This window comes from Paenibacillus sp. NPDC058367 (genome assembly GCF_042723305.1).
In the GTDB taxonomy this organism is placed as follows: domain Bacteria; phylum Bacillota; class Bacilli; order Paenibacillales; family Paenibacillaceae; genus Paenibacillus_AQ.
On record NZ_JBHXIZ010000001.1, the window covers coordinates 1,094,449 to 1,111,052 of the forward strand.

Annotated in this window: 10 protein-coding genes; 6 read left to right on the forward strand and 4 right to left on the reverse strand. The window is 43.9% G+C overall.

What is annotated here, in order from left to right:
- The first annotated feature begins 91 nt into the window (after positions 1–91).
- The 6 genes from ACFWMP_RS05055 to ACFWMP_RS05080 all read left to right on the forward strand — a co-directional run bounded on the left by ACFWMP_RS05055 (position 92) and on the right by ACFWMP_RS05080 (position 6,933).
- Entirely contained in the window at positions 92–2,437 is a 2,346-nt protein-coding gene (locus ACFWMP_RS05055) for a helix-turn-helix domain-containing protein (RefSeq protein ID WP_379422313.1), read from the forward strand.
- 285 nt (positions 2,438–2,722) lie between these two features.
- Positions 2,723–2,872, forward strand: coding sequence for a hypothetical protein (locus ACFWMP_RS05060; protein WP_379422315.1), 150 nt, complete (start codon positions 2,723–2,725; stop codon positions 2,870–2,872).
- Between the two features lie 92 nt (positions 2,873–2,964).
- Complete coding sequence (locus ACFWMP_RS05065) at positions 2,965–3,681, forward strand: rhamnogalacturonan acetylesterase (RefSeq protein ID WP_379422316.1); 717 nt, start codon at positions 2,965–2,967, stop codon at positions 3,679–3,681.
- The gene (locus ACFWMP_RS05070) at positions 3,668–4,768 is read left to right on the forward strand and encodes a mandelate racemase/muconate lactonizing enzyme family protein (protein ID WP_379422318.1); all 1,101 of its coding nucleotides are present in this window, start codon (positions 3,668–3,670) and stop codon (positions 4,766–4,768) included. The genes ACFWMP_RS05065 and ACFWMP_RS05070 overlap by 14 nt, the downstream gene beginning before the upstream one ends.
- 17 nt (positions 4,769–4,785) lie before the next feature.
- Complete coding sequence (locus ACFWMP_RS05075; protein ID WP_379422320.1) at positions 4,786–5,628, forward strand: sugar phosphate isomerase/epimerase family protein; 843 nt, start codon at positions 4,786–4,788, stop codon at positions 5,626–5,628.
- A gap of 144 nt (positions 5,629–5,772) precedes the next feature.
- Entirely contained in the window at positions 5,773–6,933 is a 1,161-nt protein-coding gene (locus ACFWMP_RS05080) for a glycosyltransferase family 4 protein (RefSeq protein WP_379422322.1), read from the forward strand.
- On the opposite strand, the gene ACFWMP_RS05085 is transcribed toward ACFWMP_RS05080, so the two are convergent.
- The 4 genes from ACFWMP_RS05085 to ACFWMP_RS05100 all read right to left on the reverse strand — a co-directional run bounded on the left by ACFWMP_RS05085 (position 6,905) and on the right by ACFWMP_RS05100 (position 16,588).
- Positions 6,905–7,369 carry a DUF2269 family protein gene (locus ACFWMP_RS05085; protein WP_042186633.1) on the reverse strand — a complete coding sequence of 155 codons (465 nt, stop codon included), beginning with the start codon at positions 7,367–7,369 and terminating at the stop codon, positions 6,905–6,907. The two genes, ACFWMP_RS05080 and ACFWMP_RS05085, sit on opposite strands and share 29 nt — an antisense overlap.
- 148 nt (positions 7,370–7,517) lie before the next feature.
- Complete coding sequence (locus tag ACFWMP_RS05090) at positions 7,518–13,889, reverse strand: rhamnogalacturonan lyase family protein (RefSeq protein WP_379423515.1); 6,372 nt, start codon at positions 13,887–13,889, stop codon at positions 7,518–7,520.
- A gap of 234 nt (positions 13,890–14,123) precedes the next feature.
- Entirely contained in the window at positions 14,124–15,956 is a 1,833-nt protein-coding gene (locus ACFWMP_RS05095; RefSeq protein WP_379422324.1) for a UbiD family decarboxylase, read from the reverse strand.
- 110 nt (positions 15,957–16,066) lie between these two features.
- Positions 16,067–16,588 carry a serine O-acetyltransferase gene (locus ACFWMP_RS05100; protein ID WP_042186629.1) on the reverse strand — a complete coding sequence of 174 codons (522 nt, stop codon included), beginning with the start codon at positions 16,586–16,588 and terminating at the stop codon, positions 16,067–16,069.
- Positions 16,589–16,604 lie beyond the last annotated feature (16 nt).

Below are 16,604 nucleotides of genomic sequence, written 5' to 3' on the forward strand. Positions count from 1 at the left end.
CACAGAACGAGATGATTATTGTTATTTCATACCAAGTTACATACACTTAGATCAAGTGTCTACTTCTACATAAGTAAAGGTGCTGAGTCCCGTGAGACCATTAAGCTTTCTAAGTAAGCTAACGATGTTTGCCTTTGTAATTAGCACGCTGCCTGTGTTGTTCATCGGTTCTTTTTCATATTTCACATCTTCAAAAGAAATTCAAAAAAACGTTAACAACAGCAAAATGGAATTAATCTTACAAATCACCTCAAATGTAGAACATAAGTTAACAACTGTCAATCAAACATTAAACCAAGTGATCAATTCTAGTGTATTAAAAAAAGCACTAAACAACCCTTTAAATGAAACCGATTTCATTTTATACAATGATTTAAGAAACGAAATTCGCAATATGCAGTCCTTCGATACGAAGCTGGAAGATGTCATCTTATTAAATCAGCAGCAAAATTGGATGATCAAAAATTCTGGTGTTTATCGCTTAAATGAGTACAAGGACCATGCACAGCTCACCAACCTGATGAATATTGCCGAAGATACCTCGTGGATCCTGAACCCGTCCTCCATATTTTACAGTGAGGAAAGCATTAACGTCACAGGCTGTAACTACAGCATTAGTCTTATCAAGAAACTCCCAACCAATAAGCTGCAAAAATATGGGCTTGCCTTAGCTAATATTCCTGTCTGCAGTCTTCAGGATTTCATTAACTCGGATGTACAGCCACTCGATGATATTATCGTTCTGGATAAGACAGGTCGATTCCTGCTCCATCCGGACCGCAACTTGATCGGGAAACCAATGAAAGAAGGCGGATTTACAGAAGATTCTTTCATTACTAATCCATCTAAACTTTCAGGTCAGTTTAAGACCAGGATCCACAAGAAGGATTACTCCGTCACTTACATGCGCTCTCAGATGAATGGCTGGGTCTATCTTTCGGTCACATCCATGGAAAGTTTAACGAAAGAATCCAAAAAAATTAGCCTGTTTACGATATTCGTGTGTAGCTTTATGCTTCTATTGTCTATTCTCTTGGCATGGATCGGTTCAAGACGGATGTACACTCCCATTGAAAGACTACTCAATCAAATGGGCCAACGCAAACCGGACATTAAATCCAGACACACGAATGAATTTCAGATTATTGGAGAACAAGTTCATTCTTTATTCCAATCCAAATCACAGCTTGAAAAAGAAGTCCGTCAGCATATCCAACAGGTGCGTACCTTCTTCCTAATCAATGCTTTCCATGGCAACGTTAAGAAGCGCGATCTGCATGAAGAGCTGGAACAATTCGGCTACCATAAGCAGCTCGAAGAATGGAAGACGATGGCTGTGATTACGTTGTCGATTGATTTTGCCGATGATTCCAGCTATGAGAAAAAAGATCTTAATCTCTTATTATTCGCTGCCCACAATATAATCGAAGAGTTAGTCTGCCCTGAACAACGACTGGCACCAGTAATTATGGATCATGCAGTAGTCGTCTTATTGGGGAGTCCAGACAGTGATACCAAGTCTTTTCACCAGACATTATATTCATTAACGGAGAAGCTGCAGCAGGAAATAAACAACTACCTAAAGCTTCAGGTGAGCATTGGTTTGAGCCTTCCCTTCAACACATTCGATAAATTATCCACTGCTTACAGAGAGGGACTCGAAGCATTGAAGCATCGGATCAAACTTGGTAAAGGTGTCATTATCCAGTATGAAAATATTAACTCTGGCAAGCACTATCTGAATTTGAACTACCCTACTCATAAAGAAAATGACTTACTGGATGCTATCAAATTAGCTGAAACAGATAAAGCAAAAGAACTCATTCATTTGCTCTTCAAATCTATCTTTGCTCATGAGCTTTCACCACAGGAATACCAGATCCCGTTGACGCGCTTACTCAATAATTTACTCATTATGATGCAGGAATCCGGTATTAGCTTAAATCAAATTTATCATGCTAATGGTTCCATATTTGAGGAGCTGCATGACCTCCATACTGTAACGGAGATTGAAGATTGGTTTTGGAGCATGGTCATTTATCCGATGATCAAGATTTTTAACAGCAGACAAAATGCTCAATACCACAACATCTCAGAGAAGATCATCGATTTAATACAACATGATTACGATACAGATCTTACTTTAGAAGAATGTGCTTCACGTCTGCATTATAATGCCAACTATATCAGCAGCGTCTTCCGTAAGGAGACCCAGTACTATTTCAGCGAATATTTAACGATGTACCGATTTAAAATGGCGAAAAAATGGCTGAAGGAAACTGATATGCCCATTAAAGATATTGCAGCCAAATTAAGATATAACAACTCTCAGAACTTCATTCGCTCTTTCCGTAAGCAGGAGGGCATGACACCCGGACAATACCGGGATCACAACGCTGGCACAAAACTTAAGTCCACCTTTGACGAATCAATGTAAAAAGAGAGAACTATTGTTCAGGTGGAACAAGCATAAACGCCTTCGGCGTCCTAATATGGACGGCAAGCGTTTAAGCGAGAAATATAAGACATAAAGTATCGTGTGAAACTTATACTTTCTTATATTTTCAAAAAAAGAGTCTCTCTTTTTTCTAAAATATGTTAACGTGTGCATATAACCTTTTAAGGAGGAATTGGAACATAATGTTGAGCTTCCGTGTACATTCCAATCATGCAGAACAAATCGAGCTCTCTCTGGAAACCTCACTACTCACCCTTTTTCCCCTTGCAACGCCTGGGAGACCGCCCAACACAAGCTGAGCTTCACGCCTACTCCTCAGAATCACAGATGACTTCTCTAACACCTCCAACTTTTATATGGACTACAGCAAATGATGCCAGCGTTCTTGTGGAGAATAAGGACGGCATGGTTTAGGGCTTGCTAAAGAACATCCTCATTGCCAGCAATGGCTTTCCCTTTCTGAGAATTGGCTAAGTAAACACCACTACATTCAAGGAGAAGATCCTATGACACCCACATTATTTATCGCGGGAGATTCCACTGCGGCTATCAAAGGCGCTGGAGAAAAACCTATGACAGGCTGGGGAGAATACCTGCAAGGTTATTTTGGGATTTCTGTTCGAATCGAGAATCGCGCCATTAATGGTCGCAGTACCAAATCCTTTATAACTGACGGCCATTTGGAGGACATCCTTAAAGACTTCAAGGCCGGTGACTACCTCTTCATTCAATTTGGACATAACGATGAGAAAAAAGAAGATCCTTTGCGTTACACTGATCCCGACACTGAATATCGCCGCAACCTAATTCAATATATTGAAGCTGCTCGGCAGTTAGGCGGGACTCCGGTTCTACTAACCTCTGTAAGTCGCCGCCGCTTCAACTCCGATGGAGAGCTTGACCCGCTTGCTGTAGGCGCTTATCCCGAGGCTATGAAGCAGGTAGCTGAAGAAACGCACACACCGCTGCTTGATATTTCCGCAGCTTCGCAAGTGCTCTATCGTTCGTTAGGTGTTGAAGAATCCAAAAAGTTATTCATGCATTTGCCTGAAAAAGCACATCCGAATTACCCAAATGGAGTTATGGATGATACTCATTTCTCTGATCAAGGTGCTCAGCACATCGCCAGACTTGTGGTTCAGGCTATTGAACAATCTACTGCCTTACCATTAACAGACTTACAACAACTACTACAAGGAGTGATCACAGATGTCTCTAATTAAAGAAGTTATTACAGAGTACTATCGTATCCCTTTGCCGGAAATCATGGAGGACGCTAAACACGGACTGCACACTCACTTTGAAGTTCCCATTGTCAAAATTAAAACCGATGACGGTCGTGAAGGGGTAGGTTATACCTATACTGGCGGATTTGGCGGCAAAGCGATCTGCTCACTAATTGCGAATGAATTAACTCAGATTTTAATCGGTAAGGATGCTAGCTGTGTGGAAAATATCTGGGAGCAGATGAACTGGGGAATACATTATGTTGCTCGCGGGGGTCTGGCTAGCTTCGCCATTGCAGCATGTGACATCGCTTTATGGGATTTACGTGCGAAGAAAGCAGGTGAACCGCTTTACAAACTTCTGGGTGGCGCAAGCAATGAAGTCAAATGTTATGGCGGAGCGATTGATTTGAATTTCCCATTAGAAAAGCTCCTCCTCAACAATCAAAAATACCTAGATATGGGCCTCCAGGCTGTCAAAATTAAACTAGGACAAAAAACATTAGCTGAAGATGTGGAACGAGTGGCAGCGGTGCGCCAATTAATCGGTCCAGATGTGGCCTTTATGGTCGATGCGAATATGAGCTGGAGTGTAGAAAAAGCGATTAAAGCCGCACGAGAGTTTTTGAAATACGATATTCTTTTCTTAGAAGAACCAACGATTCCAGAAGATTACGCCGGCTATGCACGTATTGCAGAAGAATCAGGCATTGCTGTTGCAGGCGGAGAAAACCTTCGGACCTTAACTGAATTCCATCACATGCTGCAATATGGCCATGTGGATTTTCCTCAACCGGATGCTTCCAATATAGGCGGGATTACGGGCTGGTTAAAGGTGGCTCACTTAACACAAGCCTATAACCTTTCCGTCTCCACGCATGGAATGCAGGAATTACATGTTAGTTTGTTAGCCGCTATGCCCAACGCAGGTTATCTGGAAATGCATAGTTTCCCTATCGATCAATACACCACTCGCCCGCTAGTGATTAACAAGGACAATGGCATGGCAATTGCGCCTGAAGTAACAGGCACTGGGGTTACCTTTGACTGGGATAAATTAGCACCACACAAACAACAATACTAATGGGAGCGATCGATCATATGAGTATTCCCCTGCACCTAGGTGTTCGAGCACATGATTTCACACAAGTACCATTGAAGGATTTAATTGAGAAGCTTCAGTTCTATAATTTCGCTCATATTCAGTTTGCACTTAAGAAATCTTTTCCTGACAGCACTCCGAGTCTGACTGCTATAAGCCCTGGAACAGCTAGTTATTACGGAAATGTCTTTAGACAGGCTGGTATTCAGATTGCGGTGCTTGGCTGTTACGTTAATATTGTAGACACCAATCCATACAAACGGGCACAAGCGTTAGCCGAGTTCAATACGCATCTTCGCTTGGCCAGAGATTTCGGCGCCAGTCTAGTAGGTACGGAAACCGGAAGTATGGGACTTGGGTATACCACAGATAATTTTACAGAAGAAGCTTTTCAACAGGTCGTTACTTCGGTAAAGCTAATGGTCGCAGAGGCCGAACGTTTTGGTGTGACGGTAGGAATCGAAGCAGGACTCCATCATCCGCTGTACACCGCATCCTTAACTCGCCGACTGCTGGATGAGATCCCTTCTAATAATCTTCAGATCATATTGGATTGCGCAAATCTAATGTCACCTACAAATTACTTGCATCAGGAAGCAATTATTATGGAAGCTTTGAAGCTCTTAGGAAATCGAATTGCCATCATTCATTTAAAAGACTTTATCGTGCAAGATGGAGCGATCAAAATTGTTCCTGTAGGTCAGGGCTGGCTTGAGTTTGAGCCGATTCTCCGTTATATGAAATACGAGCGTCCGCATATTCAGGGCATTTTAGAGAGTACTCCTGAATCGCATCTAAGAGAAAGCATCGCTTTTTTACAGCAGATATATGAAGAAGCGTAAATATAAGATCACATACAAAAAAATCCACTGTACACCTCATTACCGTGTGCAGTGGATTTTTATATTCTGTTTAACATCCGTTTGACCTCCATGAAATAATGGGCTGTTATGATCAAGACATCAAGAGTACCTGGGAGGGGTTCTATGCGTCTTGCTTTATTTACAGACACATTTCTTCCGCAAACGAATGGTGTCTCACTTACGCTTCAGCGCCTAACCACTCATTTGAACCGGCGAGGTATCGAGCATCTGCTATTTTCGCCGAAATCTGCTCCTGAAGACAGTTATGCCGATCCCATACGTCCCATTACCAGTATCCCCTTTTTCTTATACCCGGAATGTAGACTCGCGCTGCCGAATATGTCCTCCATCCAGTCAGAGCTAAAAGCTTTTCGACCCGATCTGCTTCATTTGGCTACTCCATTCAATATTGGTCTATGCGGCCTTCGCTATGCGCGAAAGCTTGGCCTACCTCATGTCGCCTCCTATCATACCCATTTTGATCGCTATCTTGAATATTATCGGATGAAAAAAATTGTTCCTCTTTATTGGAAGTACATGAAGTGGTTTCATCGGTCCTGCGATGCTACCTTCGCTCCCTCCAATGAAACACTCGATTCCCTCCAAGCTCAAGGTTTTCAACGTTTGAAGCTTTGGTCTAGAGGCATCGACTGTAATCTCTACACTCCGAAAAAACGCAGCCATCAGGTCCGTGATCGTTACGGAATTACCGCACCGTTACTACTACTATATGTAGGAAGAATCGCCCCTGAAAAAGATATCAACACCCTTGCTCTCGCCATGCAGCAATTGCCCGAGTCTATGCAAGCTCAGGTACATTGGTTAGTTGTTGGAGACGGTCCCTTATTATCAGAGATGCGGGCGCAGGCGCCGCAAAATGTCACGTTTACGGGCTACAAACACGGTGAAGAGCTTGCCCAATTGTATGCCACAGCTGATCTATTCGTCTTCCCTTCCAGTACGGAAACCTTCGGTAATGTTGTCCTTGAAGCCATGGCCTCTGGACTGCCTGTCCTCGCCGTAAATGAAGGCGGGGTGAAGGATCTGGTTACACCCGGTCGCACCGGAATAATCGCCCCACCTCGTTCCCCGGATGCTTTTATTCGTGAGATTTGTGCATGTATAGAGCAACCCCAAAAGCTGGCTGCTATGGGTTATGAGGGGCGACAGCTGGCGCTCGGCCGCTCGTGGGAGAGCATTTTTGATGGACTCATTCGCGATTATGAAGAGATCATTGAGAATAGACGCTTCGATCTTATACCGGCTTTACTACCATTAATATAATAATGACGATAGTGAGCACATGTACAGCTGCTTCTAACGGAGCGATCTTGTTCATAGCGGCGTTGTAGCCTACAGGGATTTCGTCGCCTTCACTCGCCATCACGAGCTGGGTCAGCTTTTTCAATCGAGGCTCAACAAATCCAATAATAATGACTTCTATCACGATAAAAAATAATAACGAAAGATTGATCCACAACACCGACAAGCCCATTTTATCAATGATCATTAACAAAATGCCTGTAACGATCAGGGTAATCCCACCCGTTTTAGGGAATCTGTTGATTGTCTTCATCATGCCAAATACAAAACGAAGCTGGCTGCCTGTCTTGGCAGAGCTTGTCAGTATTGGCAGCACAAAAGCTGGTCCAATTCCCACTATGGCCGCTATAACATGTATGACTACCACAATCTTAGAGATAATATCCGTCAATTCCATGATTACAATCCTCCCTATCATTCGTTGTTTAGATTCATATGACGATGATAGTGGAAATAGTCTTGCAGAATCCTTTAAATCTTAGATAATCTCAAAAAGCGCCTAGCCGGATATTACCGACGTAGGCGCTTTTTTAACTATTGCTTAATTATTTTACCGAGACTTTCATAACTGTACTTTCACTAACGCCTTGATCATTCATCAGTTCTACCCGGTATTCATAAACACCCGGAGATCGATTCGTGATAGAAGTAGAAGCCGTTTGGGCATTCGGAGTATTTGCTGTTAAAGTCTGTGTATCGATCAGCACTCCATTCTCATACAAGCGATACACTTTGCCGTTCATCCCCCACCATAGATTCATGGTCACTTTATACTCGCCATCACCATCCCAGTTGTCATTAGATAACACTGGCTTACCTGGCGCAGCATCCTTCACTTTAACCACATGAGAAGTAGATACCGTTGTTCCAAAAGAATTGGTTAGCTCAGCCGTGTAGGTGTAGGTACCGTTTTCTTTTCCAGTAATACTAGTCACTGCGGTCTGTGTGGTTGGGGAGTCGTCACGTAAGGTTTGAGTGTCTATTAAGGTACCGTTCTCATATAGCTTGTAGATCGTACCATTGTTGCCCCACCACACGTTCATTGTGATTTGGTAATCACCATCCAAGAGTCCTGTATCCTGCCCATTGTTATTGGATAGAACCGGTTGCCCCGGAATTCCTGTAGCCTTCTGAGGTCCGTTTACGACTATAATTACTTGTTCTGTCGTCGAGAGTCCAGCGTTATTCACAGCTGTTGCGATGAACGTATGTGATCCCGTAAGTCCTTTGAGTGGAATCTCATCTCCATAGACAACTTCTTTTCCATCAAAGGTGATATCCAGACTACGAATACCAGACTCAGGATCTTCTGCTACGACCTGTACCTTCAAGATATCCGATTCACTCATTTGAGTAGAAGGTAAACCCGTTATTGCAGGTGGTGTAGTGTCCTCTGTTTCTACAGGCGAGCCTACATATTGAATTTTTGGCGCCGCTGGTTGTTCCATGCCTTCGCCAAGAAAAAATCCAGGATGCGGAGGTTGATTATAACCCACGTTCTGCCAAGATACTCCCAGTCGGTAGATCGGATCATGCATCAATGTGCGGATACGATAATCTGTCATATCCGTTGTTGTATAGATTCGTAATTCAGAACTGTCCGTTGCTCGCCAGATCACTTCTTCACGCCAATCCCCGAACAGATCCGCCTGCAAGCTTGGATTCGCCTTGGTGCCATTATTAGAAGAGGCCCCAGTTGCCGTCAACAAATTAGCTGTTGTCTGGTTGGTGTAATCCCACTTATCCACTCGATTAGAATCCAGCAATTCCCGCAAAAGATCGCCATCCCACCAAATGCCGAAATTCGTTGAGGAAGGCAGCTTATTCGTGATTAGCTCTCCCTGTGCACTGTATACGCCTGTAACAGGGATCTGCACTTCATTGGTGATCGTTGCAGCCCATACCTCTTCCCCAGCATAACGCGGGTCAATATCTGCTGACATTCCGCGTCCAGTATCAATTCCTGTGAACACACCCCATATGGTTTCCCCTGTAGCTGCATCACGCATTTCAATACCATACTTGGAATCGGTATGCTCATGTACATCAAAGACCTCCAACCCCGGTCTGGTAGGATCAAGATCTCCGAAATGGATCGCATCTCCATGACCAAGCTTTGTATTATACAGTGGCAATCCATCATCATCGATCGCCATCGCGCCGAAGGTTATTTCGTCCTTGCCATCACCGTCTACATCTCCAACAGAAAGGTTATGGTTGCCTTGACCGGCATACTCTCCATATCCTTCATCGTTGGAATCGAAACGCCATACTTTTTCGAGCTTGCCACCACGATAATTGTAAGCTGCAAGCACGGTTCTAGTGTAATAACCACGGCTAAAAATCACGCTTGGCTGTTCACCATCTAAGTAAGCTACGGCGGCTAAAAAGCGGTCCACCCGATTACCATAGGCATCGCCCCAAGCGCCCACATCACCACGCGGCGGATCATAACTAACCGTATCCACTGCCCGGCCTGTTGCCCCTTCGAACACTGTTAAATACTCATTGCCGAGGAGCACATAACCCGAGCTATTGCGATAGTCTGCACTTGCATCACCGATCACGGTACCTTGACCATCAACAGTACCATCTGCTGTCTTCAGCATAATCTCAGCACGACCATCACTGTCCAAATCGTAAACCATGAATGGTGAATAATGCGCGCCAGCACGGATATTAGGCCCTAAATTAATCCGCCATAAACGTGTGCCATCTAGCTTATAAGCATCCATATAGACTAGTCCTGTGTAACCTGCCTGGGAGTTATCTTTGCTGTTCGAAGGCGACCATAACATGATGATTTCGTAGACCCCATCACCATCCACATCCCCTACACTTGCATCCCCTGCACTATACGTATATGGCTGACCGTCTTTGGTGTAATCATCTGCTGGTTTTTGCAAAGGGATAGATAGGTACTGCTTCTGCCATACGCTGAATTCTTCCGAAGCCGCTTTTTCGACTCCATTGATTACTGATGTAATTCTATATTTGGCGTCAGCTGTACCGGAAGGATCGAGATAGTTCGTGCTTTGCGTAATCAACGACTCATTTAGCTTCTCTTCCCCACGATACAGATTGAAACCGATCGATTCCGGGTCCAGACCTAACATCCTCCAGCTGATATAAACACCCGCATCTGTCTTAACCGCTACAGGCGCACGATCCAGCGCCTCCATCTTCCGGTATAGCGTTGTCACCGCTGAGGTTTCCAGCGAAGCGGAAAGATCAGAGATACCGCCTGCATTTACCGAGGCAACTTTGTAATAGTAAGGAATTGTACTTAAAATGGTCGTGTCTGTGTATGAAGCTTCGAATGATTTGCCGATCAGAATGAACTCACCATCCGCGGATTTCGCACGATAAATGTTGAACATCCTTGCATCCGATACCTCATTCCACGTAAAGGTCACATCATTTTTGTTCGTAGATTGTACTGCTAGACCACTAGGTACGGCTGCTTTTGCTACAGATGGATCAATCATAGACACCTTTAAGGCATTGGAGCCTACAGATTCCAGTCCTGTGCTATCGACCGAAGTTACCGTATAGATGTATTCCATACCGATATCCGCAGTGGTATCTGTGTAAAGCGGCTCTGTTGTCTCGCCCAGCAGCTCTGCACTATTCGCAACCGTTGCCTGACGATACACTCGGTATTTCAACGCACCATCCATACCATCCCAAGATAGATTAGCTGTGATAGGCTCATTGTTTAAGTCCAGACTAGCCAGTTGCAGATTCGTTGGGGCTAATAATAGAGGTGTGATTTCCAGTCCATTGAGATGAGCCGTTGTGCCACTAAAAACAAGATTCATCTGACCGTCTTTGACAGCGATCTGGTTATACAGCTTCTCAGCAATATTTTCCTTACCTGAAGAGACTGTTCCATAATCTTTGCCTTCAATTGCTACGTTCGTCTTGGTAGAACCAATCCAATCTCCGGTATAGGTCTTAACGGAATAATAACCATTCGGTAAATCAACTTTAAATTCATACGAGCCTCCAAAATAGATCACGAAATCTCTACGAAGAGCATCAGTCGCACTACCGCGATCTCGATCACTCATACCTTCACTTGAAGACAAGCCATAGCCACGTTCTGTTGTATAAAGTACATTACGGTTCACTTCCGTATAACCTGCGGCAAGGGGTGAGCCAACAGGTCCAAAATCATAACGATATTGAGCGGACTTCGTAGTCAGCTTAACTTCATCTGAAGGCTCAGACTCTCCTAACCCATTTACTGCAGTCACTCGAACGGAGTAGCTGTTACCTTCCGCCATTCCGCTTAATGTTAAAGTTGGAACAGTGGCAGTTCCTGCCAATGCGTAAGCAGTTTCAGCTTCTGACGCTAGCTTACGATAGATTTTATAAATATCAGCACCCTCTACTTTATCCCATTTCAGTACTGCACCTGCATTACTGATACTTCCCGCTACAAGACCTTGTGGCTTGGCAGGCACTGTTTCTGGCTGCTTAATGTCCTGTACAAAGCTGGAGAGCGGAATGTTTAATTGCTCTATTCCTTTGGCCAGCAGACGAGCCATTTGAATCGCTCCGTACTCTTGAAAGTGAGTATCGTCTGCCGACCCATTCGGAAAAGCACCATATATCCCTGCATCGAGGTGAAGGAATACAGAGCGTGTAGCTGCAAAACCGATCGAATTGTAATAAGCGACACTTAGCGCGCTAAGATCAACCAATTCCACATGCAGCTCATTGGCTACCTCTTTCATCGCCTGCACATATTCAGGGAAACTCACATTAAATTTTTCCGTGGCAGCATTATAATCTCTGCGGCCCATCGGGGTCACCAGAATCGGAGTCGCTCCTCTTTGTCTGGCACCCTCGACATACGTTTTTAAATAATTTTTGTAATCTGCTGGAGAGGCATACCGATCAGGAACACTGATCGTTGCGTCATTGTGGCCAAATTGGATAAGGAAATAATCACCTGGCTGTATCTTTCGCAGTACTTCATCCAGCCGCCCCTCTACAATAAATGACTTAGAGCTGCGGCCTCCGATAGCGTGATTCTTAAACGTTACTTCCTCGCTAAAGAAATCAGGAATCATTTGTCCCCAGCCAGCCTGTGGTATCCAGTAAGGATCGTAAGTCTGCACAGTTGAATCACCCGCAATATAAACTGCAGGCAATTCATTAGCAGGACGATTTGGCTGCTTAGTAATCACCAGTGCATTGATATTAGGCTTCGTGCCAGAGAATACCAAGTTCATTTGTCCATCCACCAAAGCGATGTCAAAGCTCATTTCCAAATACTGACCAGTTGTTTTACTTGTCTGCTGAACTTTTTGGATCGATTCTACTTTGATGCCAATGTCTGTGTCTCCGGCGCTATCTCCAGCGATAAGTGACACAGTATAGTCACCATTCGGTAAATCTACATTAAAGGTAGTATCCTTAGGGACCACCAAATCCGATCGCAAAGGATCAGTGGTTCCCCGGTCTACACCAGTTACCTTTGATATATCCATAAATCCATATTTAACCGCAGAGGAATAAGATACCCCTGCATCGACCTTAAGATAACCTTCCGCCGCAGCACCTGGGCCAAAATCAAAGGAATATACATTTCCTTCTGGCAATGTTACAGGTGGCGTGTATACCATACTTTCAACTTTGTTAGATAACTGGGATTCTCCTTGGGCATTAGCAGCTTTTACCCCATAATATTGCCGTTTAGAGGTATCCACTGCTACATCCGTAAATGTCGCTGTCTCCGACTGGCCAATCTCTTGGAAGGATCCATCTGCTGAATCAGACCTTAAGATTGTATAACGGGTAGCTCCCGCCACGTTGTTCCAACTTAGCTGAACAGAACTCGCACCCACGCTGACAATCGAAAGGCCCGTTGGTGCTGCCGGAACCTCTGCCCCCGGAATTTCATCTACCGTCACAGGTGCACTCAAAGCAGACTCCTCACCGCTGCCTTTAACAGAAGACACATTATAAATGTAGCCACTGCCTTCATTTACGTCTGAATCCACGTAGCTGTTAGCAGTAACTTGAGCTACCGATTGAATAGTCCCGCTAGGAAGCTCTGTCCGATATATATTATAATAGACTGCTTCTGTCACGCTGCTCCACCCGAGAGAGACCGCAGTGGGTGAGAGATTCGTAACCGCTAAGCCCTCAGGAGCCTGCAGTGGACCCGGCACGATTTGCTGAATCATAAGACCATTTAAATATCCGCCAACCCCTGTACCCGTGATGCCAACGGTTAGTTGACCGTCTTGGACAGTCGTGCGGTAGGTGGCTTGATTTACAGCCTGCTTGCTGCTTATTGAACCAGCCGTAACACCTTCTAAGGTAATCGTAGTTTTAGTTGTACTTGTACCTGCCAATAAATCTCCTGAGAATACAGTCACATCGTAATCCCCATTAGGAAGATCCACTAGAAAGGCGTAGGACAATCCCAGTACAAAATCATTTGTCAGTTCATCTCCGCCCGAGCGATTTCTTGAGGCAACCGCCTGATCTAAACCATATCCTAGCTCCTTCGTATACAACTTAGATTCATGCACCCCTGTATAACCACTCATTACAGGACTTGTCGCCGTTCCAAAATCATATCGCAAAGTTATTGGACCTGAATCCGCACTGGCTGGTTGCACCCCAAATGTTGTAGAGGGAAATAGAGATGAACAAATGAAGACCCACGACAATAACACAATAAGTATTTTATTCCCCATTTTATTTCTCTTCATCTTCCGTGCTTCACCCGCTTTCTTATGATTGAAAGAACTTAGTACGCATCTGGCCCCGTTGTAGTAAACGCTTACAATAAGCTTCATTGTCATTCGTTCTTCAAATATAAGTTCACTTCGTGCGCGTATCCCCTCCTCCTTGCTCAGACACTTTTCTGGATAATTATTTCCAGATGCACTCATATCCAACACGATACTACCACCTAAGTTTCACTATGAACATTTAAAAAACAGAGTTTATCATACACTAAACCGTTCAAATCACTCGCCTATAGTTATAAAATCCTACGATTTCGTGACAAGCTGGGACATAAAACCCAGAATACACCTATACATTTTTAATTTCATATGAGTAAATCATTTCAAAAAACAGCAAAAAGACCTCCTTGGTTTCCCAAGAAGGTCTTTGAGTTATGGTTAGATCTTACCGTTTAAGCTCCCACCTGGAGCAAACAATCGTTCGATATGCTTTTGAACCGCTGGATCCGGAATTAATGGTGGCGCTTGATGAGGTTTTACACGCGCATCAATAATCACGTTATCACATGACCAATGCTTATACTCCGTTGAACTGTTCACGCCATATATATCATGTGAAGGATTGCTGCGTGTGAACGTCGCCCATAGGAAATTCTCAATTCTATCACTTAAGAACTCGCTGTCATCACACACAATAATCATCGGACAAGATGGGAGTGCTCCCTGTTCTTGAATCGCTTCGCTAAGCTTGTTCATTTCCTGCGCTGCTTCAGCGTAAGTAGTGAATTTAGAGCCTTGAAGCGCCACGAGACCCGGCATCACCATCTTTGCATGTCCAAATCCCTGTAGTTCTTCAAGTATGTCAGGAACCTCTGTACATAGCTCTCTTTTCTTCTCCCCAACCGCAGCGAAAATCACCTTACTTCCGCTGTTTAGTCCTGTACCAGAATAATCAAGGGTATCAATCGTTGTATTCGTATAGAAATGAATATCTCTGCGAAGATTAATTCGCTCTAAAATATACGTCAAGAAATCCTCAACATCATGTGTGCTGATAGGTTGTTTCTCTTCGGCTGTAATAAACAAGAATTTAGCTAAACTAAGCTGACCTGTGCCTAATATCCGATTCGCGATCGTAAGAATCTCCGCTGGCTGCTTCACTTGTTGATAAGGTGTATAACGTTCACTGCCAATCGCAAACAAAAGGGGATGAACACCAGCAGCATCTACTGCATGAACTTCTTTGACACCCGGGATTTCTTGTCGGATAGCTCCACCCGTTAACTCGTGAATTAACTCACCAAAAGCGGTATCCTCTTGTGGGGGTCTGCCGACAACCGTAAATGGAAAGATTGCATTCTTTTTAGCGTACACTTTATGTACTTTCATAACTGGAAAAGGATGCACTAAGCTGTAATAGCCTAAATGATCGCCAAAAGGTCCTTCCGGCTTCGTCTCACCAGGATGAATTTCCCCTGTGATCACAAAATCCGCATCATTACTAATGCAATATCCATCTACATAGCTATAGCTGAAATGACGTCCCGAAAGTAAACCGGCAACGATCATCTCACTCATACCCTCAGGCAAAGGCATTACAGCCGATAACGTATGCGCTGGAGGTCCGCCGATAAAACAGCTCACTTTAAGCGGTTCTCCTTTTCGATTGGCTCTTTCTTGATGCACGCCGATACCGCGGTGAATTTGATAGTGAATACCAACCTCTTTATTGAGTTCATAATCATTACCATTCAACTGAACACGGTACATCCCCAGATTGGAATTCATAATGCCAGGCTTGTCTGGATCTTCGGAATACACTTGCGGCAATGTGACAAAAGCGCCACCATCCTCCGGCCAATGTGTGATCAGCGGAAGATCAGAAATACTGATTTCCTGAAAACCACTTGGTAGACCACCCGGCTTTTTAATAGGCAATGCTTTTCTCGCAGATAGTCCTGTCCCTACATATTTAAAAGGATTCTTAAGTGCCTTCATAGGATCGTTACGAAGTGCAATTACGTTATGTGTGGAGTTCCAAGTACGCCGAAAAATAAACTTACTGCGCTCTAGCGTTCCAAAAAGGTTAGATAAGGCACGAAATTTCGAGCCTTTTACATTTTCAAATAATAATGCAGGGCCACCAGCTTCATAAACCTTCAAGTGAATCGCGGCCATCTCCAGATAAGGGTCCACTTCTTCACGAATACGAACCAAATGTCCATGTTTCTCTAAATCATTAACACACTCTTCTAAATTGCTATATTTCATTTCATTACTCCGATCTCTAGAAGGTTATTACAAGATTTCTTGGATGCTTTAATTATACCCTGTAACTTTTTAAAATAAAGCGATACCCTATGTAATAGAACATCCCGCCGTTATCTTGTATTCTCAGGTTTGGGTTCATCTCTTAAAATATTTCTGGCAGGAATCCCTACTGCCGAAGCATTATCCGGCACATCTTTAACCACAACAGACATAGCTCCGATATTAACATCGTTCCCCAGCGTAACCGGGCCTAGTATCTTAGAACCTACTCCGATAAATGCTCTATCACCAATCACGGGTTCCCCTAAGTTATTTCTCCCCCCAATGGTCACTTGGTGAAAAATAGTAGCGTTGTTGCCAATCACCGCTTTAGGACTAATGATAATTCCATTTAACCCATGCGGTAAATGAAGTGCATCACCAATTTGAGCCTCTGCATGAAGCTCTCCACTGGCAACAATTCGAACAAAAAGCACATCCATTATTCGATATAGGAGCCACAAAGGTTTGCGGATCAGGCCACTTTTCACCCGATAATACACCCAATTTCCAAAACGATAAGTAAACAAAGCCATAATCGTTTGTGGATTTTTTAGATTTGCCTTCCAGTCCGTTTTGAATAATTTCATCATTGTATCATCCTCCTAT